General features: G+C 61.3%; 17 protein-coding genes, 1 tRNA gene and 1 pseudogene. 11 read left to right on the top strand and 8 right to left on the bottom strand.

The genetic code is table 11. The annotated features are described in order from the left end of the window. The first annotated feature begins 226 nt into the window (after positions 1-226). The 3 genes from CABTHER_RS06280 to cdaA all read left to right on the top strand — a co-directional run bounded on the left by CABTHER_RS06280 (position 227) and on the right by cdaA (position 4039). The gene (locus tag CABTHER_RS06280; RefSeq protein ID WP_041569113.1) at positions 227-661 is read left to right on the top strand and encodes a hypothetical protein; all 435 of its coding nucleotides are present in this window, start codon (positions 227-229) and stop codon (positions 659-661) included. 61 nt (positions 662-722) lie between these two features. After that, positions 723-2021, top strand: coding sequence for a lysophospholipid acyltransferase family protein (locus CABTHER_RS15670; protein WP_014099768.1), 1299 nt, complete (start codon positions 723-725; stop codon positions 2019-2021). 92 nt (positions 2022-2113) lie between these two features. Then, complete coding sequence (gene cdaA, locus CABTHER_RS15665; protein ID WP_212770159.1) at positions 2114-4039, top strand: diadenylate cyclase CdaA; 1926 nt, start codon at positions 2114-2116, stop codon at positions 4037-4039. Positions 4040-4048: 9 nt separating this feature from the next. Here the strand turns inward: cdaA and CABTHER_RS06265 are convergent, their stop codons facing one another. Continuing rightward, positions 4049-4375 (bottom strand): hypothetical protein, encoded by a 327-nt coding sequence (locus CABTHER_RS06265; RefSeq protein WP_014099766.1) that lies wholly within the window; start codon positions 4373-4375, stop codon positions 4049-4051. 67 nt (positions 4376-4442) lie between these two features. Next, positions 4443-4517: transfer RNA gene (locus tag CABTHER_RS06260), tRNA-Cys, on the bottom strand. Between the two features lie 62 nt (positions 4518-4579). On the opposite strand from CABTHER_RS06260, the gene CABTHER_RS06255 reads away from it, so the two are divergent. Together CABTHER_RS06255 and CABTHER_RS06250 are read left to right on the top strand one after the other, a co-directional pair. Then, positions 4580-5560, top strand: a complete 981-nt coding sequence (locus tag CABTHER_RS06255) for a lysophospholipid acyltransferase family protein (protein ID WP_014099765.1) — start codon at positions 4580-4582, stop codon at positions 5558-5560. Then, positions 5554-7689 (top strand): WD40 repeat domain-containing protein, encoded by a 2136-nt coding sequence (locus CABTHER_RS06250; RefSeq protein WP_014099764.1) that lies wholly within the window; start codon positions 5554-5556, stop codon positions 7687-7689. Before CABTHER_RS06255 ends, CABTHER_RS06250 begins: the two co-directional genes overlap by 7 nt. 23 nt (positions 7690-7712) lie before the next feature. Here CABTHER_RS06250 and CABTHER_RS06245 read toward each other — a convergent pair whose 3' ends face one another. Next, positions 7713-8222, bottom strand: coding sequence for a hypothetical protein (locus CABTHER_RS06245; RefSeq protein ID WP_014099763.1), 510 nt, complete (start codon positions 8220-8222; stop codon positions 7713-7715). Between the two features lie 244 nt (positions 8223-8466). Here CABTHER_RS06245 and recN point away from each other — a divergent pair, with 244 nt between their 5' ends. From recN to CABTHER_RS06225, 4 genes are all read left to right on the top strand, one after another. After that, positions 8467-10176 (top strand): DNA repair protein RecN, encoded by a 1710-nt coding sequence (recN, locus tag CABTHER_RS06240; protein WP_014099762.1) that lies wholly within the window; start codon positions 8467-8469, stop codon positions 10174-10176. 57 nt (positions 10177-10233) lie between these two features. Beyond that, positions 10234-10731, top strand: a complete 498-nt coding sequence (locus CABTHER_RS06235) for a bifunctional nuclease family protein (RefSeq protein ID WP_014099761.1) — start codon at positions 10234-10236, stop codon at positions 10729-10731. A gap of 92 nt (positions 10732-10823) precedes the next feature. Then, positions 10824-11624, top strand: a complete 801-nt coding sequence (locus tag CABTHER_RS06230; protein ID WP_014099760.1) for a ParA family protein — start codon at positions 10824-10826, stop codon at positions 11622-11624. Then, the gene (locus tag CABTHER_RS06225) at positions 11617-12456 is read left to right on the top strand and encodes a ParB/RepB/Spo0J family partition protein (RefSeq protein WP_148263967.1); all 840 of its coding nucleotides are present in this window, start codon (positions 11617-11619) and stop codon (positions 12454-12456) included. Before CABTHER_RS06230 ends, CABTHER_RS06225 begins: the two co-directional genes overlap by 8 nt. Positions 12457-12474: 18 nt before the next feature. On the opposite strand, the gene CABTHER_RS06220 is transcribed toward CABTHER_RS06225, so the two are convergent. Continuing rightward, complete coding sequence (locus tag CABTHER_RS06220; RefSeq protein ID WP_014099758.1) at positions 12475-13017, bottom strand: hypothetical protein; 543 nt, start codon at positions 13015-13017, stop codon at positions 12475-12477. A gap of 139 nt (positions 13018-13156) precedes the next feature. On the opposite strand from CABTHER_RS06220, the gene xerD reads away from it, so the two are divergent. After that, positions 13157-14038, top strand: a complete 882-nt coding sequence (gene xerD / locus CABTHER_RS06215) for a site-specific tyrosine recombinase XerD (RefSeq protein ID WP_014099757.1) — start codon at positions 13157-13159, stop codon at positions 14036-14038. A 352-nt stretch (positions 14039-14390) separates the two neighbouring features. Beyond that, on the top strand, positions 14391-15407 hold the full coding sequence (locus CABTHER_RS17415; RefSeq protein ID WP_081464740.1) for a nucleotidyltransferase family protein: 1017 nt from the start codon (positions 14391-14393) through the stop codon (positions 15405-15407). Between the two features lie 999 nt (positions 15408-16406). Here the strand turns inward: CABTHER_RS17415 and CABTHER_RS17880 are convergent. The 4 genes and pseudogenes from CABTHER_RS17880 to CABTHER_RS06190 all read right to left on the bottom strand — a co-directional run. Further along, positions 16407-16943: pseudogene (locus CABTHER_RS17880) on the bottom strand (ArnT family glycosyltransferase); the annotation flags it as partial. 156 nt (positions 16944-17099) lie between these two features. Continuing rightward, complete coding sequence (locus CABTHER_RS06200; protein ID WP_014099753.1) at positions 17100-17531, bottom strand: single-stranded DNA-binding protein; 432 nt, start codon at positions 17529-17531, stop codon at positions 17100-17102. A 29-nt stretch (positions 17532-17560) separates the two neighbouring features. Then, positions 17561-18241 (bottom strand): dienelactone hydrolase family protein, encoded by a 681-nt coding sequence (locus tag CABTHER_RS06195; RefSeq protein WP_014099752.1) that lies wholly within the window; start codon positions 18239-18241, stop codon positions 17561-17563. A 102-nt stretch (positions 18242-18343) separates the two neighbouring features. Next, a complete protein-coding gene (locus tag CABTHER_RS06190; protein WP_014099751.1) occupies positions 18344-19882 on the bottom strand; it encodes an aldehyde dehydrogenase family protein in 1539 nt (512 codons plus the stop codon). Between the last annotated feature and the right edge of the window lie 26 nt (positions 19883-19908).

Raw genomic sequence — 19908 nt, 5'->3', positions numbered from 1 at the left:
GAGTGTTGGAGTGCGCAATGAATGCAAACAAACCGGTGACGCAAAGTGTATTACGCCATACGGTTGTGGGTGATGCGGGAATATAGCCACGCTGTCATGGGTTGGTCAACCAGCGGCGGTGCATAGGCACAGCAAACAGTGGGTGGCCGGGTCCGGGATGACAGGTACCAAAGTGTGGGGTAATGTAAGGGAGCTGAAAATGTTGATTGCCGGAGGTGCCCTCGATATGCCTGCCCCTGAAGACCGTAAAATCGTGATTATCGAACGTAAGGATGACACCACGCCCTCGTCCGGGCCGGCGTCGAGTGCTGCCAGTGAGGAGCCGAAAGGGACGATTGAGGAAATTACCAGCTCGGTCCGTGAGCTGGCCAAGACGCTGCCTGAATCCATTGGAAGGCTGCCTGGCTCCATTGGCGCTGCCATTCAGCAGGCGTTGGCCAGTCGTGACCTGAACGTGACGGTTCACCTTTCCGAAGAAGCCATGCGTTCGATTGAAATGCTGGTGCAGGCCGGGATTTTTGCCACCCGCTCGGAGGCCGCGGCTTACCTGATTGGAGAAGGGATTGCGGCCCGGCGCGACCTGTTTGAGCAGGTGACGGAAAAAATCATTCAGATTGAGAAACTCAAGTCGGAGCTGCGCTCGCTGGCCGGGCGGCCATAAGCGGCGAACAAGTGCCAGCCTGTGGCTCCCTGTTCTTCTGTTCCGAAGCTGAAAGCCCGCTTTGCTGTGGATTCTCAAGGTCATCATCCACGCCCTGTTTCGCGTGGTGTTCACACTCGAATATAGGGGGGTTGAGAATGTCCCCCTGACGGGGGCGGTCATTCTGGCAGGGAATCACCCAAGCTATCTCGACCCGGTGTTGATTTCGCTCCCGATTCGGCGGCGGATTCGCTTCGTTGCCTGGGACAAGTTGTTCACCATTCCGCTGCTCGGTCCGCTGATTCGTTTCTTCGGGGCCTTTCCCGTGGATACGACCCGGCGGGATCAGCAGGCTTTTGCACAGGCCCTCCAGGTGCTGCGTGAGGGGGAGGCGTTGGGAATTTTCCCTGAAGCCGGACTTTCCAAGGAAGCGCGTATGAATGCCCTGCTCAAGTCCGGGACAGCGCGGCTGGCTTTGGCCGTGCCGTGTCCCATTGTGCCGGTCACCATTGCTGGCGCGCGGGCCGCGTGGCCGCGCGGGCAGTGGCTGCCGCTTCCACGGAAAATTACGGTCAAATACCATCCGCCCATCTACCCACCTCGGGCAGGGGACGCCAGTGCCGTCGAAGACAAGGAACTGGCCCAGGCCCTGACCGAGCAGCTTCGGCAGACCATTGAGCGCCGCCTCCTGCCGGCGCTCAAGGTGGGGGCGAAGCGGGCCGAACTGTATCGCCGTCCGGCCTGGGCCCTGCGGGCGTATGAATATCTCCCGTTGGGGGTCTGTCTGCTGGGGCTTGGTCTCGGCGGCCGGAGTTGGGCGCTGGTGCTGCCCACGCTGGCTTATCTCGGATATGTCCTGCTGGATATTTGGGTGCTTCCGCAACAGCGCCTGACCAAGGTGCTGCGCGATCTGGCGCTTCCGGTCTGGCTGGTGGCGACCTACCCCTGGGCAGTGACCACGTTCGTCACCCCTGAACTGCACGCCCGCTTTCTGGGAGCGCCCGCCTGGATTCTGGGGCTGATGTGGGCCAGTATCCTGTTTCCCTTTCACTGGACAAGTTACCCCGATACCCAGCGTTTTCTGCGTGGGCTGGCCATCAGTTATCTGGTGTGCTGGTGGCTGGAAGTCATCCGGCCTGAAGAGGGCGGGCAGGGGTTGCAGGTGTTGTCGCTGTCATTTGTCATTGCCTATGCTCTGGTCATCCGTCACCTGCACTGGCCGTTGGTGATGATTGGAAGCACGACCTACCTGCTGCTGTTTGGATGGCTTTTGCCGGAAGCCTGGACGATTGACCTGCTCTATTACGCGGTTGCCGGGGTGGCGGTTGGCGGCTACGTGTCCGCGGTCAAGTTCACAGCTCACGACGGCCGCTGGGTGTAAGCCCTCAGAACCTGGGCCTCCTGTCTGTCTCAGCCAAGCGGTTTGGCCCGTCTGTAATCTGTCTCTAAACTAGTGGGAATACACCTCGGGTGGTGACGACGTTAATGCACTGGCTTGGTCAATCCTGGTTTGCGACGGGCATCGATCTGCTCCTCGTCTTTCTGGTCGTCTATGAGGTGCTGAAGCTCCTCAAGGGGACGCGCGCCATACAGGTTGCCAGTGGGATCACTATCGTCGCCTTCCTGTATCAGGTCTCACACTGGCTGCACCTGCCGACGTTGGAGTTCGTCATCCGCCACAGCCTGCTTTACGTTGGCTTTGCCGTTGTCGTGCTGTTTCAGAACGAAATTCGCCTGGCCTTTGCCAACTTTGGCCGGAACATCCGGTTTTTGTCCCATCTGGGCTGGCGGACGCGCAAGCTGTCGGTGGTGCAGTATGAGGATGTCCTGCTGGCCGTCGCCACGTTGGCGGCCAACAAAACTGGTGCCCTGATTGTTTTCGAGCGGCAGGACAACCTGGACGAGTACATCTCACGGGGAGTCCGGCTGGATGCGGTTCTCGGCTACGACCTGCTCATCAACATCTTCAACCCGGAAGCGCCGCTCCACGACGGAGCGGTCATCATCCGCCAGGATCGAATTGCTGCCGCCAGTTGTTTCCTGCCTCTGACCCTCAATCCACGGCTGTCCAAAGACACCGGGACGCGCCACCGTTCGGCAATTGGCATCACGGAGGAAAGCGATGCTTTTGTCATTGTGGTTTCTGAAGAAACCGGAATGGTGTCGTGTGTCGAAGGAGGGCACATCAAACGTGGGCTTGAAATCCAAGCCGTCCGCCAGTTGCTCTCCAAGGCGCTGAATGCGACGACAACCCACAGTGCCACTCCGGTGCGCCGCCGCCGTCGTCTGGTGGAGCCTTCGGAGGTGGATTTTGTCACCCTCGATACTCCCAGTGAAACGAGTGAAACGCCGGCGACAGGGACGCCCATTATTGCCAATGGACGCCAGATGTCACGAATCAGCGAGCGCGGGGCCTTGAATCCAGCCGCCGTTTGGCAGCAGGGACGCCACTGGCTGATTTGGATTGGTGAAAAAGTCCGCGCCCTGGTTGTTGAAAACTTCACGCTCAAGCTTATCGCCGCTGTGATGACCAGCGCCCTGTGGCTGTCGGCGACCAAACAGGATGCCATCCCCTTTGTTCTGCGCGGGGTGCCCGTCAACTATCAGGGGTTACGTGAGGACCTGGTCATTGCCAACATCCACGAAGTGCAGGAAGTGACCCTGCGCGTACGCGGCCCCCGTGATGTCGTCGAGCGCCTGCGGCCCGAATCGTTCGTGATTACCGTCTCACTGGCGGGCAAAAATCCCGGCGACCGGGTCATTCTCCTGCGGGAAGAGGCTCGTATCGAGAAGCCGGCCGGGGTGGAAATCCTGGAAATCGAACCGTCCCGACTGACCCTGAATCTGGAACGGCAGGTTTATCGGCAGGTGGACATCAAGCCGAACTTCCGTGGCACTCTGCCGGTGGACCGGGAAATTGCCGAGTATCAGGTTGTGCCTGCCACGACAATGCTGCGCGGCCCCGAAGCGCAGGTCTATGCCCTGCCGTCCGTGGGCACAGAGACCATCTGGCTCAACGTCCATGACCGTTCGTTTACGGAACGCTACAAGGTGGATGTCAAGGACCCGCGCATCGAGATTGTCGGAGCGCAGGAAGTCGAAGTGAAGGTCACGATTCGTCCCGTCATCCTGCGCCGCCGTCTGGATGTGATTCTGGATACACCGGGCACCCCACCCACCCGGCTGGAGGTGACGGTAGAGGGGCCCAAGTCCGTTGTGGAAAAGCTCCGGGGGCGTGATTTTCAGGCGACGGTTGGTGCCGACCTTGTCTCTGAGCGTCCCCCCCGGCGGAAAGTGGTGGTACTGCCGCCGCCGGACCTCGCTGAGCAGGTGCAAGTGGTGCGTGTCAGCCCGGATGAGGTGATCAACCGGCGTTCCGAACAGGGAAGCACCAGATGATCCGGCACGTCATTTGAGGGCTTTGGCCGCCTGGCGAAGGGCGTTGCGGCGAAACATCGTGAGCAGAAAGGTGCAGGCCAGGATGTCGTCGAGCAGCAGCGCTGTGTAGAGTGCCAGATCGCCCCGCACACCGGCGGCCGTCAGCAGGTGAATCAGCCCCAGGTTGACCAGGTACAGCAGAAACAGCACCCCGGACATAAAGATCAACGGCTGGATGGAAGCGTGATACAAACTGGCTCCCTTTTTGACGCGAACTGCTGAGATACGCGCCAACGCCAGCAGCATGACCGTGATGATCAGCGTACACGACGTGCCGACAAAGAAATCTGACGCCATAAACCAAAACCGGGGAGGAAGTGGGATGAAGGACGGTCGTGCGCCGGGGCAGCCTGGGCCATCTGACTGGAGGTGGCGGTCGGAATCGAACCGACGAATAAGGGTTTTGCAGACCCGTGCCTTACCACTTGGCTACGCCACCAAACCGACACCTGGTGTGAACGGCAATGCCGCGCCGATCACGTTGGGGAGACGATGCTAACGATGGAACGTGCACCTGTCAATCCATCTCCGACCGTACGGCAGCGGGCCGAAGCCGCTCTGGTGGCCGGGCTGTTGGGGGGCCTGGGACGCCTGCCCCGGCGGTGGGCCCTGTGCGGCGGCATGCTTCTGGCAAGGCTTCTGGCCTGTGTGCTGCCACGGTTGTGGCGGGTGGGTGCTGACAATCTGGCCCTGGCTTTCCCGGAACTGTCGGAACGGGAGCGGCGGCAGTTGCTCCGCGGGTGCATCACAAACCTGGGGCGGCTGCTCGGCGAGTTTTCCCAGTTTCCGAAGCTGCATCCCGGGAATGTCCACGAAGTGGTTGAATACGAAGGGTTTGAGCACTTTGCCGCAGCTCAGGCGCAGGGACGGGGCGTGATTTTCTTTACCGGACACCTCGGCGCTTGGGAACTCAGCGCCTTTGCACATGCGCTTTACGGGCATCCGCTCAACATTCTCGTGCGCCCCATAGACAATCCCCTTGTGGATCATCTGATCACACGCTGGCGGACGGCGAGCGGCAACCGCCTCCTATCCAAGCACCGCGACTTGCGCGGGCTGGTGGTCCGCCTCCGGCGGGGGGAGACGGTGGGGATTCTCGCCGATGTGCACGTCCAGCCCCAGCACGGTATTTTCTGCCCGTTTTTTGGGCGTCCGGCCTGCACGTCGCCGCTTGTGGCACGCCTGGCGCGGCGGACGGGGGCGGTGGTTGTTCCGGGGTATCTCGTATGGGATGCCCGGCGGGGACGGCACCGGCTGGTGTTCGAGCCACCGGTGCCGCTGGTACGGACGGCGGACGAAGCCTTCGACATCCGGGAAAACACGCTCCGCCTGACACGCTGCTGGGAAGCTGTGGTCCGCCGCTACCCGGACCAGTGGCTGTGGATTCACCGGCGCTGGAAAAGCCAACCCCAACCGGACTTGGCTCCGGTAACTGTCCCGAACGGTTCCAATCTTTTGTCACCAGGAAACAATCAATGCTGATACAACGACCTCTGACCAAGAGCGTGCTTGCCCTGGCGCTTTTCTGTTGGTGGACGCTGCCGCTGCAGGCGGAAGGCACGGCGTTCTGGGAATGCGTGCGCAAGGAAGACTACCTTGCGGGTCGCCTCAGTGGGCTATCAGTGTCTGATAATGGCATTTTGCGCGTCGTGCCCACGCCCAAACTCGTGGGGGATACCCAGCAGCCCTTTGCGCTCTGCAGCCTGCTTGTCGGCAACGAGGTGTATGTCGGCACGGGCCACGATGGCAGGTTGTTTCGGGCGACGGCTGAGGGGGCGCTGACCCTGGTCGCCGATTTTGACGAATTGGATGTGACGGCTCTGGCCACCGACGGCCAGGGAGCTATTTTTGCCGCCACCTCCCCGGACGGAAAAATTTACCAGTTGACCGCCGGCCAACCAGGCTTCCGGGTCGTGTATGACCCGCCGGAGAAATACATCTGGGACATGCGATGTCTGCCCGATGGCACCCTCGTCTATGCCACCGGTGGGAAGGGCGGTGTCTTTACCTTGTCACGTGGTGGGCTGTCGGTGCAGGCACTCTGGACGACAGATGAATCCAATGTCACAAGCCTGATGGTGGCGCGGGATGGCGCGGTGTGGGCCGGGACCGATCCGGGCGGGCTGGTCGTGCGCATAGCCGATGGGCGTGTGACGGCGGTGTTCGATGCACCCTCCCGTGAGATTCGGCGGCTGGTGCCCATGCCGGACGGTTCTGTTTTTGCCTTGGGTATCGGTGAGCTGAAGGCGAGCGGCGGTGGAAGCACCGGGAGCACGCCGGCGGAAGTAATTGCCAGTGAAGGGGAAAGCAGTGGCGGCACACCGCTGCGCCCGGCTTCAGGCGGCACAACGCTCTACCGACTCGGTGAAGATGGCCGTCAAACGGCCCTCTGGACAAGCAGCGACACGGCCACTGTTCTGCTCCGGTGGCGGGATGGCGTTCTCGTAGGACTTGGCAGCAGTTCGACCGGCGGACAGGGCCGGCTCTTTTTCGTTGGGCCGGAAGGACAATCCACCCTGTTTGGCGCTGTCGAGGAGGAACGCATTGCCGCTGCGGAAGCCGGCGCCGGGGAGACCCTGTATGTCGTGACCAGTGGTTTGGCCAAACTCTACCGCCTCAGCCCGACGGCGCAGGATGAAGGGGTGTTTACCTCAGCGGTTCAGGATGCTAAAGCGGTAGTTGAGGCGTGGGGTCGTATCCATGTGGAGGGTAAAGGGGAAGTCTTTGTACAGACCCGGACCGGAAACACCCAGTTGCCGGGGGCGCTGTGGAGTGACTGGTCGGCTGAAATGCCGGCACCGGGAGGTGTCGTCACCAGTCCACGGGGACGGTTTCTGCAGTGGCGTTTGCGTCTGAAAAAAGGGGCCGAAGTGATGGCCGTCCGGGTGGCTTACCTGCCGCGTAATCTGGCACCGGTCATTACCTCGTTCACCGTTCTGCCGGTCGGCGTGGCCTTGCAGGAAGCTGTCGTGCCGCCGCCTGATCCGAGTGTGATGAGTTCCGGCTTGGACCCGGTCCAGTTCGGTATCATCGCCAATCAGCCACCGCGCAAGGTGTTCCAGCGCGGAGCGCGAACGCTTCAGTGGCAGGCAGAGGACAAAAATGGCGACACGCTGACCTACCGGCTGTCCTATCGGTTGCGTGGACAGTCCAACTGGAAGCCGTTGGCGGAAAAGCTGCGTAACCCGTTTTTCGTCATTTCCCCGGAGATGCTGCCGGACGGCATTTATGAATTCCAGCTTGAAGTCAGCGATGCCGCTTCCAATCCGCCGGCGTGGGCGCTGGCTTCTTCGCAGGTCCTCTCGCCGGTTGTGATTACGAATGCATTGCCGAAGATAACCTTTTTGCCTTCAGAGATTTCGACGAAGGAAGCAAAGGTCAGAGTTGAAGTAGTGACGGCCACCTCACCGCTCAAGTCGGCCGAAGTGTCCTTTGATGGTGGCGAGTGGATTTTGATCTACCCGGATGACCTGGTGTTGGACTCCCCGCGTGAGGTTTTTACGCTGGTGTATCGGAATCTGTCACCGGGGGAATATCTCATCGCCGTCCGGGTGCTTGATGCGGCGCTGCACACCACGGGTGAAAAGTTTATGTTGGTTGTTAAGCCGTAGTATGTAAATCCTTGTAAACAAGCTCAAGTCCCGGTTTCGGATTCGGGCGGGATTGGCGGGGGAGCGGTGTGGTGGGTTGTGGACAGAAATGCACGCCAGGTGGCCATGGCTTGGCCGTAGTGCTGAGCGGCGAGGGCGAGTCGTTCGACAAGCAGCGTGCCGATGGTGGTCTGGCGTGGGGTGGGGAGGTAGATGACTTTGGGGAGGTCGTCGTCGGTCAGGGTGGCTTCAAATTTTGACGTGAGACTGATAACGTCAGTAAGATACTGTTGCAGCCGGGCTGGAGTGGAGAGGGTTTCGCGCATCGTCCACTCGGCCGGATGGTCCCAGTAATTGGAGAGGATGCCGTTGATGACATACTCGATACCCCCAGCCAGAGCAATGAAGCTCTCGCCGCTGGAGCGATTGCTGAAGTCATGGTGTGGTAGAGCCGGACGCCAGTACAGTGCGGCTTCAGGTATGGCGTTCAGGCAGGTGTGACTCTCGGTGAGGAGTCGCTTGTACTCTTGGGTCAGACTCCGTAGTATCGGCATACGATGCTCTGTTGTTCCAACAAGGTCCTGGTCATTTGGGGAAGTTCACCCCGGAACTATACAGGATTTAAGGCATGGCTTGTGGGTTTGACCTTTTCGGTATGCTCCCACGAGGGCGGTGCGATTGCCAGTGGCGAACACCGGTTTGCCGGGAGATGGCCTGCAGAAGGCGGTTTGATGTCCCCTGGTTGTGGTTCCTTCGGTCTCCCGGTTGGAAGGTTGTTCTGTTCCCATCCATGAGCGCATGCTGAGGCAACTCAACATCGAAAATCTGGCGGTTGTGCGTCGGCAGCAGGTGGGGTTTGGTCCGGGGTTGACCATTGTCACCGGGGAGACCGGCGCCGGGAAATCGCTCGTTGTGGATGCTCTGTCCCTGGTGGTGGGGGGACGTGCCACCTCGGACATCATCCGGGCTGGTGAGACGCGGGCCGCAGTGGAAGCTCTCTTTGACTGTCCTGACCACCCGGAAGTCAGGCGTATCCTTGCCGAAGCTGAGCTGGAGGCGGAGGATACCTTGCTCATCCGGCGGGAAGTGTCTCTCAACGGGAAGGGGAGGCTGTTTATCAACGACCAGTTGTGCCCGCTGGCGACCGTCCGGGCGCTGCGGCCCTACCTGGTGGACATTCACGGGCAGGGCGATCAGCAGACATTGATTTTTCCGGCAGCGCATGCCGGCGTGCTCGATACCTTTGGCCAGCATGTGGAACTGGCAACCGCCACGGCGGAGGCCTTCACGGCCTGGCACGCAGCGCGGCAATCCCTGGAGCAGTTTGAACAGGAGGCGTTGCACCGGCAGCAGCGGCGCGATCTGCTCGAATTCCAGCGCGGGGATATTGAGCGGGTGGCGCCGGCGGTCGGAGAGGATGAAACCCTGTGGCGTGAACGCACGCGGCTGGTGCATGCGGAGCGGCTGCTGGCGGCCGCTGCCGCCGGGTACGATCTGCTCTATGAGCGGGAAGCTTCGGCGCTGACGCTGGTCGCACAGGCACTCCGCCAGGTGGAGGATTTGGCTGCGGCTGACCCGGCGCTGTCGGAAGTCCTTTCCACTCTGGAAGCCGCGCGCTACGGCATTGAGGAAGCCGCCTTTGCTCTCCGGGACTATGCTGAGACCATCGTGGTTTCTCCAGAGCGGTTGCGCGAAGTTGAGGCCCGCCTCGATGATCTGGACCGGCTCAAACGCAAGTATGGCGGAACCCTGGAGCAGGTGCTGGCAACGCTGGCCCGGATTCAGGCGGAACTGGCCCAGGTCGAAAACGACACCGCCGAACGGCAACGGCTGGTGGCAGCCGTTGAAGCGGCGGCTGTCCGGTACCGGGACTGTGCCCTGGCGCTGCGGGCCGCACGGCAGGCAGCCGCGCCGCGTTTTGAGCAAGCGCTGGAACACGAGTTGTCATACCTGGCGCTGCCGCAGGCACGGCTGGTTGTCGCTTTCGACTGGCGGGAGGCTGAAGATACGGCGAGGTGGGAACGCAGCGGATTGGAAGGGATTGAGTTTCTGTTTACCTCGAATCCCGGCGAGCCGCCGCGTCCGTTATCCAGGGTTGCTTCCGGGGGGGAGTTGTCCCGGGTGATGCTTGCTGTGAAATCCATCCTTGCGCCGACGGACATTCCGCGTACGATGGTTTTCGACGAAGTTGACGTGGGGATTAGCGGCCGGGTGGCGGAAGCGGTAGGCGTCCGCCTGCGTCGCCTGGCTGAGCGTCAGCAGGTGCTGTGCATCACGCACCAGGCTCAGGTGGCGCGCTTTGGCACCACTCATCTGCGGGTGGAAAAGACCGTGGTCAATGAGCGGACGCACACGGAGATTGTTGTGCTGGACAGGGATGCACGGGTGGAGGAACTGGCCCGCCTGCTGGGTGGGGCCGTCGTCACCGAGTCAGCGCGCCAGGCGGCGCGGGAAATGCTGGCGCCCGACGGTTTTGTCGGCGCGCCGACATCTCAGGTTAATTGTTGATTACAAAGCTTTTCTGTTGTTTTATCCCGATACCGCCAAAACTGGAGGACGACTGCCATGGAACGTGAGATGAAGATTCGGGGGCTGATGATTGACCCGGCGGCCAACACACCTATTGTTGTGCTCAAGGAGGTCAACGGCGACCAGTTGCTGCCCATCTGGGTTGGGCCCTTCGAGGCCAATGCCATTGCCTTTGAAATCGAGAAGATGTCGCCGCCGCGCCCAATGACCCACGACCTGCTGCGCAACCTGATTCTGCAGATGGACGGACGGGTGCGCCGGGTGGTGGTGACGGAGCTGCGCAACAACACCTTCTACGCCGTCATTGAACTCGAAGTCGCCGGCAAGATGCTGTTTCTGGATGCGCGTCCCAGCGATGCCATCGCACTGGCCCTGCGGGTGGATGCTCCGATTTTCGTCCATGAGTCCGTGCTGGAGAACTCGACCTCAGTCATCGTGGAGCGCCAGCCGGAAGAAGAAACGGCGGACAAGGGCGATGACCTTGAGTTCGACTGGCCCGATGAAATTGACGAATCCGACATCGGGCGCGGTTAGGGGGCAGGGCACGCTGCCGGTCTGGTCCGGCGCTTGGGGCCTGGAAACGGTGAAATCGGGCTGTGACGTTGTTCTGAGCAAGGGAAACTGCCATGGGTACGGGGAACGGACATCACCCACGACGACTGGATACCTGTCTGGTCATTGCTGTTGCCAATCAGAAGGGAGGCGTCGGCAAGACGACGACGGCCATCAACCTGGCGGCCGGGTTGGCGCTGCGCGGGCGGCGCACGCTGCTGCTGGACCTCGATCCCCAAGCGAACAGTACGCTGTCCTATCTGCCATACGAAGCCGCGGGGCTGTCAGCCTATGACTTTCTGATGGATGTCAAACTCGATCCGCTTACCGTCGTGCAACCGACGCCCGTTCCGGGGCTTGACATTCTGCCGTCCCGCATCAGTCTGGCGAAGCTCGAATCCCGCCTGGTGGGGGAATTCGATGCTCCGTACCGTCTTAAGGACCGTCTGGAGGCCCTGCGCCGCGTTTATGATGTCATTGTCATTGATACGCCGCCCACGCTGGGACTCATCACGGTCAATGCTCTAGTGGCGGCTTCCCATGTCCTCATTCCCATTCAGTCCTCCTACTTCGCCATGGAGGGGACGGACGACCTGCTGGAAACCATCGAAAAGGTCAAGGCGCGTCCCAACCCGAACTTGCAAGTGCTGGGGGTGGTCATTACGCTGCACGACAAGCGGACGGCCCTGGCGCGGGACATCTATCGCCAGATTTACGAAGTCTTTGGGGACAAGGTGTTTGAGACGGTGATTTCCAAGTCCGTGCGGCTGGAAGAAAGCCCCGCCTACCGGGAGTCCATCTTTACTTTTGCGCCCCAGTCGAGTGGTGCGGTCGAATACGCCAGGCTTTGTGAGGAGGTGTTGCGTCGTGTCTAAACGCGGGTTGCCATCCACGGTGCGCATGCGCCACGAGTCCCACTACGTCGAAGAACTCTGGACGCGCACCGGCGCGCCCATCGGGCGCATGATCCCGATTGATCGGCTGGAGCCGAATCCCAACCAGCCACGGATCGAGTTTGGCGACTTGGAGGAGTTGACCAACTCCATCCGCGAAAAGGGGGTGCTGGAGCCGCTGCTGGTGCGTCCGGCCGAAGTCGGGGGGCGGTTCATGATCATTTCCGGGGAGCGGCGCTACCGGGCCAGCCTGCTGGCCGGATTGCGCGAGTTGCCCTGCATCGAAATGGACGTGGACGACCGCGCCGTGGCCGAGATTGCCCTCATTGAGAACCTTCAGCGAAAGGACCTGACGCCGTTTGAGGAAGCCGAAGGGTTGACGGCACTGGCCGAACGGTTCAACTACACGCACGAGGAAATGGCCCGCAAGCTGGGGAAGTCCCGGTCCAGCATCACCGAGTCACTGGCTATTGGCAGCCTCTCAGCCGAAATCCGGGAACTGTGCCGCCAGGCTGGTATTACCTCCAAATCCACCTTGCTTCAGATTGTGCGCCGGCCGTCTGATGAGGAGCGCCGGGCGCTCATTGCCCGAATTCGCCAGCTTGGACTGACGCGCGATGCCGTGCGCCAGACAACCAAAACCAAAAAACGCGCCACACCGTTCAGGTTTCATTTCCAGGAGCCGGCGCGCACCTTCACCCTGGACCTGAAATTTCGCAAGTCGGATGTGGACAAACGGCAGGTCGTGGCGGCGCTGAAGCAGGTGGTGGCCGAACTGGAGCGTGAACTGGAAGCCAACCCACCGGGTGAATGACCGGCTGTTCGAGGGGCTTTACTTGGCCTGTTTGGCTTTGGCCTGAAGTGCCTTGCGCTGCTGTTTGGCCAGCCAGCGGGCAAAACGGTCGAGGTAGGGAATGAGCGGGCGCATCAGACGCATGCGAAAGCTCGTGTCCTGTTCCCGGAGGGCTTCGAGACCCTTGCGGATGTAGTCCCGAATGGCGGGTTCGTAATCGGTTTTTTTCTTGCCGTGGGAAAAGTTGAAATGGTAGTGCTGCCCCATCAGCGCCAGAAGGGTGTGGGTCAGGTTGGCGTGCAAGGTACGACGCGCCACCAGGCGTCGCCACCAGCCTTCGTGTTCAAGCAGCGGAGCCAGGGCAATTTCAAACCAGGCACCTGAAACCGGGGTTTTCGGGTGGTAGAGGAGCGGCAGCTTGTCGCGCTTGTCAGCCGGTATATTCCGGTCCTGGATGCGGTCCACGAAAACCACGCGGGTAATGCCAAGGGTATGGTTGCGGGGCAACGCCGCAAAGGTCTTCTGGACGACCTCTTCCAGGTTGAGTTTGAGCTTGTAGGTCGTGTGATTTTCAATCTTCATAAACAACGGGGTCAGAGGCGTAAACCAGCCTAAGCCGTCGCCGGAGACGCGCGGCTGTGGGTTTCCGTTGGAGGAGTAAATCGCAACTCACCACTGGGAGCAACTGTCTCCTGGCGGTGACTGGGGAGGAGAAGCCGCCATGGCGCGGGACATCATCAAGGAGTTTTTGGACTACCTGCGGGTTGAACGCGGCCTGTCAGCCAACACACTCGAAGCCTACCGGCGGGATTTGGCCAAACTGACGCACTTTGCCGCTGCCCGGCAAAAGGATGTGCTGGCACTGGAGCGGAGTGACATCACCGCCTTTGTCGAATCCCTGTTCAAAAGCGGTCTGGATGCCCGTTCCGTTGAGCGGGCGGTGGTGGTGGTGCGCAATCTGTACAAGTTTCTGGTGCTTGACGGGCACCGGCGCACCGATCCGACTGTCTCACTTGTACCACCCCGCAGTTGGCAGACGTTGCCCAAGTTTCTGACCCCGGAGGAAGTTGAGCGACTGCTTCAGCAGGCCGACATCACGACTGAAGCGGGCGCGCGTGACCGGGCGATGCTGGAGCTGCTCTATGCCACGGGCCTGCGGGTGTCGGAGCTGTGCAGTCTCAAGCTGGGGGATGTCAACCGCGATGCCGGCTATCTGGTCTGTCTGGGAAAAGGGAGCAAGGAACGCCAGGTGCCGATTGGGCGTTCGGCGTTGGCGGCTCTGACGCATTACCTGCACTTCCGTACCGCACGACAGTCTGGGACGGACAGCCCGTACCTTTTCATTACGGCGCGGGGCAAACCGATGACGCGCCAGCTCTGCTGGAAGATGGTCTCGGAGTACGGGCAGCGGGCCGGCCTTGGAACGGTGACTCCGCACATGATTCGGCACACCTTTGCGACCCACCTGCTTGAGCGTGGGGCTGACCTGCGTTCAGTACAGATGTTGCTTGGGCATGCCGACTTGACGACGACCCAAATCTACACCCACGTCACGGCAGAGCATCTCCGTGAGACCTATCGGAAGTGTCACCCACGACACTGAGGTTTGTCTCCGGCACAGGATGCCGCACGATTTCCGCCAGTGGTCAGGGGGGAGCCAGGGCCTGGCACAGTTGCCCTGCGGCTCACTGTGGGCGGCATCTTGCACTCCCCCTGGCTTCAGGTGAGGTCGGTCAGGCGATGGTTACTGCCCGCGTGACAGCAGGTGAGACACATAGACGATACCAAACAGGGTGCCGACCGTCAGGATGAAAAAGCAAAGCACGGAGATGATTTGACCAACGACGTTCCACATAGCGGGCCTCGTCACATCTCTGGTGATTCGGTGGACGCATGGGTAATGTACTCTGTTGGGTGTGGCGTCCACAATTTGATTCTTACAGGGAAGGAAACCAATGCAAACGCTCATCCTGGCCGGGGGCAAGGGAACACGCCTGCGCCCGCTCACCCTCCATACGCCGAAGCCTATCGTGCCGATTGCCAACCGGCCTTTCATTTACTACCAGCTTGATCTGCTTCGTCCCCTGGATGTCACAGGGAAGATGGAAGTGTTGCTGAGTCTGTCGTACCAGCCGCGCAAGATTGAGGAAGCCCTCAGCCATGAAGCACTGGGGGGGCTGGTGGTTTCGCCGGTGGTGGAACGCCAGCCGTTGGGAACCGCCGGTGCCATGCGTCATGTCCGGTCGCGGGTGACGGGAACGCTCATCGTGCTCAACGGGGACATTCTGACGGACATTGACCTGCGCCCGGTTTTGCAGCGCCATCAGATGCGCCGGGCGGCGGCCACGCTGGTGCTCGTCAATGTGGCCGACACGCGGGCCTATGGCGTTGTCGAACTGGATGCTGAGGGGCGGATTCGGCAGTTTTATGAAAAGCCGGCGCTTGGCGTCACGACGGCTACTTCCATCAATGCCGGAATTTACCTGCTCGAACCAGAAGTGCTCGACCTTATCCCGGAGGGCTGTGAGTATTCGTTCGAGTACGATCTCTTTCCCCGTCTGCTGGCTTCGGGGCTGCCCTTGTATGGCGACATCACCGATGCTTACTGGCTCGACATCGGTACGCCGGAGCGCTACCGCCAGGCCAATACGGATGTGTTGCAGGGAAAGCTGCGGCGCTATCCGCCGGAGTCCTCCCCGGCGCTGACCGATGGCGGTTCGGTGATTGCGCCCGAAGTCACCCTCAAGGGAGGCGTGTCGGTCATCCGGTCGGTCATCGGCGCCAACTGCTACCTGGAGGATGGGGTTCACGTGGTGGACAGCGTGGTGCTGGCTGGCTCACGGATTGCCGAGGGGGCCGTCGTCCAGTCGTCGGTTCTGGGGCGTGGGGTGCATGTCGGCTCCAACAGCGTCCTGCACAATGTCGTGCTGGGAGACAAGTCCGTGGTGACGGACTTCTCCCGTCTCGGGTGAATCGGGCTGGTCGGGCGGCGCGGTGGCTGTCAGGCGCGCCAGGGCAAAGCGCCCGGACGTACCGAGCAGATGCAGCGTCCACATTTCGGCTTCCAGGGTAGAACGTTCCCGCTGCGGGAAGATGACCAGCAGGGTGCCGCGCCGGGCGACAGTGGCGGCGATGGTCGCCGGGTCGGAAATCTGGTTTGGTTCACGGGCGGCGTCGCAGCAGGTGGTATGGTCCGGGTTGTAGAACACCGGTGCATATTCCCGGCAGCGAAAAAAGACCACGAGTTCCGCCGGCTGTGCCTGGCGGGCGATGATGGCCGTCAGAGGTTTGGTTGAAAACTGCGGTTCGAGAACGGGGAACTGGGCCGTCAACCACAGGACGAGACCGAGCTGGACAAGGGCCAGCCGGAACAGTCCCGACATTCGCCGGCGGGCGTGGAGGGCGCCGAGGCCGAGAACGGTCACGAGCAGCCCGCCCAGGAAGAATTCCCTGCCAGACAAAACCTTTTCCGGTGAGATTTTGTGAGTTGCAAGCTGAAGTCCGGTATAAAGGCCGAGCTGGCCGAGCGAGGCCAGGCACAGCCAGAACAGGTGCTGACGCCCGGACAGGCAGTACAGGCTGTGGGCCGCAAGCAGAGCGGCAAAAGGGACAGCCGGGAGGATGTAGCCGGGCAGCTTGGAGCCGGAGAAGCTGAAGAAAAGCAGGGGGGTGACGAATCCACACAAAGCAAGACGGATAAGTGATTTGGCGTCGTCAGTAGAAGTATTTTGTGAGTTTTCGTGCCCCGTGGCCACAGGGTTTGCCGGCTGCACGGCGCGGTAGAGTCCGGCGATCAGCCAGAGGCTCCAGGGGAGCAGTCCGGCCAGCAGGATAGGCAGGTAGTAGTACACCGGGCCGGGATGGTGAAAGCGGTTTGAGGTGAACCGCTGGAAGTGGTGGGCAATGAAGAATTCCTCGATGAAGGGCCAGCCGTGCTGGACGATGACCGGGATGTACCAGAGACCGGCGACGGCCAGCACCAGCAGGCTGCCCGTCAGCGGGCGCAGGTGGCGCAGGGCTTTCCACGGCTCCCGCCGCAGGTCCGGCGTGAGCAACAGGTAGAACAGCAGGCTGCCGAGCGGCAAAACCAGGCCCACGAGTCCTTTGGCGAGCAGGCCGCTGCCGAGTGCCACATAGAACAGGTAAAGGATGAGGCGGGCCTGTGTCAGGCGCGCCTGACGGGCGGCTTCAAAGCTTAGGTGAAATGCGAGTGTTGCAGTTGTAACTGCAAGTGTGAGAAGGGCTTCAAAGGTGGCTGCGCGCGCGAAGGCGAGCATCATGGGGCTGGTGGCTGTCATCAGTGCCGCCGCTGGCCCCAGGGGCGGGCGGAGCGTCCCGAGCAGCAGCACCGTGAGGGTGGCGGCCACGGCTGAAGGGAGGCGGGCGCCCCACTCGTTGAAGCCCACGAGCTGAAAGCTGAGGCCCATGAGCCAGTACAGCAGGGCCGGTTTTTCAAACCAGGTGGCACCGCCCAGGGTGGGCGTCAGCCAGTCGCCACGCTGCCACATCTCGCGCGCCACTTGGGCATAGCGCGGCTCGTCGGGCCCCACCAGACCCAGGTTGCCAAGCTGCCAAAAAAAGGCAATGCCACAGGCCAGCGCCAGGTACGCCGCGTCAAGCCGGGAGGGACGCGGGGTGTCGTCCGGCATCACAGCTTCGTCCGGTCAGAAGGGCACCGCATCGTCCTCAGCAGGCTTTTGCGGAGTATCTTTGTCCATTTTGACAGCCGCTTCCGATTCGACCTCACCGGATTCTTCACCACTGCTCCGGCTGCCCATCAGGTGCAGTTCCGTGGCCGTAACTTCAAGCGAGGTCCGCTTGGTCCCCTCGTTGTCCGTCCACTCACGAGCGCTGAGTCGGCCTTCGATATAGACCGGACTGCCTTTTTTGAGATACTTGCTGGCCGTTTCCGCCAGATTGCGCCAGGCTGTGACGCGGAACCAGGTTGTGGTTTCCGTCGGTTCACTGTCCCCCTGCCCTTTTTTACGCTCGCTGGTGGCAACGGAAAAGGTGCAGACAGGAATGCCCTGTGGGGTGTAGCGGATTTCGGGGTCACGTCCGAGGTGGCCGTAAATGATGATTTTGTTGAATGACATGGCGGGCTTCTGTCCTTGTGGTTGGAAGGCTATGGCAGGTGGGCTTTGAAGAAGCGCAGGACGCGGTCCCAGGCGTCATAGGCGGCATCGGGGTGATAGACTTCGGGGCGTGTATCGTTGAAGAACGCATGGTCAGTGCCGGGATAGGTCTCGAAGTCGTAGGTCTTTCCGTATCGGTCGAGTTCCTGCCGCAGGGCCGCCACAGCTTCTGGGGTGACGAAGGCGTCTTTCTCGGCAAAGATGCCCAGCACCGGTGCGGACAGATTGGCGAAGTTGGGTTTGACGTTGGGGTGGATGCCATAGAAGTCCACACAGGCACCGATGTCCGGGTTTTCGCAGGCCGCATAGAGGGCCAACTGGCCGCCCATGCAGAAACCGATGATGCCGACTTTGGGGTGGCCCTGGGTGGAAGGGTGTTCGCGCAGCGCCTGGACGACGGCGCGCAACTGTTCGGCGGTCTGGGCAATGTTGAGCGCCATCATGAGCTTGCCGGCTTCGTCGGGGGAGGTTGTGGATTGCCCCTGGTAGAGGTCGGGAGCAAACGCCGTATAGCCAGCTTCGGCCAACCGGTCGGCAACGGATTCGATGTGTGGGACGAGACCCCACCATTCCTGCAGAACGATGACGCCCGGGCCAGGCGCCGTCGGGAGGCTCAGATAGCCCGGTACGCTGAGGTTGTGTGCGGTGAGTGCAGTACGTTGTCCAGCCATGGGAGATTCCTCCGTGTCGGGAATAACCAGCGGAGGGGGCCACGCGGTGGCATCCGGCCGGAGGCTTTCCGGGTCAGGAAGCGGGCTCCCCCTGCGCGGGGTTCAGTCGGTGATTTGGGCTTTCTGAAGCCGTCCACTGAAGTCAACGTAGAGCGTTTTCCACTCCGAGAAAATCTCTAATGCCTGCAAGCCGCCTTCCCGGTGGCCGTTGCCGGTGCCCTTGACGCCGCCGAACGGCAGGTGCACTTCCGCGCCGATGGTTGGAGCGTTGACGTAGCAGATGCCGGTTTCGAGATCGCGCATGGCATGGAAGGCACGGTTGATGTCGCTGGTGTAGATCGAGGCTGAGAGGCCATAACCGACGCCGTTGGCAATGGCAAGGGCCTCTTCAAAGTCCTGGCAGGGGATAATGGCTGTCACGGGGCCGAAGATTTCTTCCTGAGCGATGACGGCCTGCGGGGCCACGTCGCCGAAGACGGTCGGGGCGATGAAGTAGCCGTGGGCCAGGTCGCCTTCGGTGAGGCGCTTTCCGCCGCAGAGCAGTTTGGCTTTGTCCTGGGTTTGCCCGATGTCAATGTAGTGGAGCACCCGTTCGAGCTGGTCCTGGTTGATCACAGGGCCGACTTCATTGGCGGGGTCGAGACCCGGCCCGACGCGCAGCGCCTGAGTACGCTCGACGAGCATCTGGGTGAACTTTTTGATGACTTTCTTGTGAACGATAAGGCGTGAGGCCGCCGTGCAGCGCTGGCCTGTCGTTCCGAAAGCACCCCAGACCGCGCCTTCGACGGCGAGTTCGAGGTTGGCGTCGTCCATGACGATGAGGGCGTTTTTCCCGCCCATTTCAAGGCTGCACTTCTTGCCCTTGTCGGCGGCCTGGGTGGCGATGAGCCGCCCCACCTGGGTTGAGCCGGTAAAGGACACGAGACGGATGGTCGGGTGGGTGACGAGCGGTGCGCCGGCGGTTTCCCCGTAGCCGGTCACGAGGTTGACAACGCCCGGCGGCAGCCCGGCTTCTTCAAAGGCTTTGACGAAGCGGTACACCGAAAGCGGCGTATCCTCGGCGGGTTTGATGACCACGGTGTTGCCACACAGGATTGCCGGCAGAATTTTCCACGAGGGGATGGCGATGGGGAAATTCCACGGGGTGATGAGTCCGCAGACGCCAATGGCATCCCGAACCGTCATGGCAAACTTGTTGGCCAGTTCGGAGGTCGTCGTCTGCCCATAGAGCCGCCGTCCTTCACCGGCGACGAAATAGGCCATGTCTATGGCTTCCTGGGTGTCGCCACGGGTTTCCTTGAGCACCTTGCCCATTTCGCGGGTCATGTCGCGGGAGATGGCTTCCTTGTCCCGGATGAGAATTTCGCCCACCCGGAAAATGTACTCAGCACGTTTGGGCGGAGGAACAAGCCGCCAGCGGGGATAGGCTTCAGCGGCAGCGGCGACGGCGGCGTCAATGTCCTCCGCCGTTGAGTGGGGGAAGTAGCCGACGATGTCGCGGGTGTCGGCCGGGTTGTGGTTGGCAAAGACTTCGCCGTTTTTGGAAGGCACCCAGGCGCCCTGGATGTAGTTGGCATAGGTGGGGGGAGCGGTGGCTTTTTTTCTGGCATTGGTGGCGGTTTTCTTGGCCGGTGTGGACATAGGGATGCCTCGCTGAAAGGACTTGG

It is taken from the genome of Chloracidobacterium thermophilum B, assembly GCF_000226295.1.
In the GTDB taxonomy this organism is placed as follows: domain Bacteria; phylum Acidobacteriota; class Blastocatellia; order Chloracidobacteriales; family Chloracidobacteriaceae; genus Chloracidobacterium; species Chloracidobacterium thermophilum.
This window is presented reverse-complemented; position numbering and strand designations above follow the sequence as displayed.

What these genes read in the sequence shown, in the direction of transcription:
- CABTHER_RS06245 (WP_014099763.1), bottom strand. Translation starts at nt 8,222, where the DNA reads ATGCCGATACTACGGAGTCTGACCCAAGAGTACAAGCGACTCCTCACC.
- CABTHER_RS06190 (WP_014099751.1), bottom strand. Translation starts at nt 19,882, where the DNA reads ATGTCCACACCGGCCAAGAAAACCGCCACCAATGCCAGAAAAAAAGCC.
- CABTHER_RS06265 (WP_014099766.1), bottom strand. Translation starts at nt 4,375, where the DNA reads ATGGCGTCAGATTTCTTTGTCGGCACGTCGTGTACGCTGATCATCACG.
- CABTHER_RS06250 (WP_014099764.1), top strand. Translation starts at nt 5,554, where the DNA reads ATGCTGATACAACGACCTCTGACCAAGAGCGTGCTTGCCCTGGCGCTT.
- recN (WP_014099762.1), top strand. Translation starts at nt 8,467, where the DNA reads ATGCTGAGGCAACTCAACATCGAAAATCTGGCGGTTGTGCGTCGGCAG.
- CABTHER_RS06230 (WP_014099760.1), top strand. Translation starts at nt 10,824, where the DNA reads ATGGGTACGGGGAACGGACATCACCCACGACGACTGGATACCTGTCTG.
- CABTHER_RS06195 (WP_014099752.1), bottom strand. Translation starts at nt 18,241, where the DNA reads ATGGCTGGACAACGTACTGCACTCACCGCACACAACCTCAGCGTACCG.
- CABTHER_RS06255 (WP_014099765.1), top strand. Translation starts at nt 4,580, where the DNA reads ATGGAACGTGCACCTGTCAATCCATCTCCGACCGTACGGCAGCGGGCC.
- CABTHER_RS06280 (WP_041569113.1), top strand. Translation starts at nt 227, where the DNA reads ATGCCTGCCCCTGAAGACCGTAAAATCGTGATTATCGAACGTAAGGAT.
- CABTHER_RS06220 (WP_014099758.1), bottom strand. Translation starts at nt 13,017, where the DNA reads ATGAAGATTGAAAATCACACGACCTACAAGCTCAAACTCAACCTGGAA.
- xerD (WP_014099757.1), top strand. Translation starts at nt 13,157, where the DNA reads ATGGCGCGGGACATCATCAAGGAGTTTTTGGACTACCTGCGGGTTGAA.
- CABTHER_RS17415 (WP_081464740.1), top strand. Translation starts at nt 14,391, where the DNA reads ATGCAAACGCTCATCCTGGCCGGGGGCAAGGGAACACGCCTGCGCCCG.
- CABTHER_RS06235 (WP_014099761.1), top strand. Translation starts at nt 10,234, where the DNA reads ATGGAACGTGAGATGAAGATTCGGGGGCTGATGATTGACCCGGCGGCC.
- CABTHER_RS06200 (WP_014099753.1), bottom strand. Translation starts at nt 17,531, where the DNA reads ATGTCATTCAACAAAATCATCATTTACGGCCACCTCGGACGTGACCCC.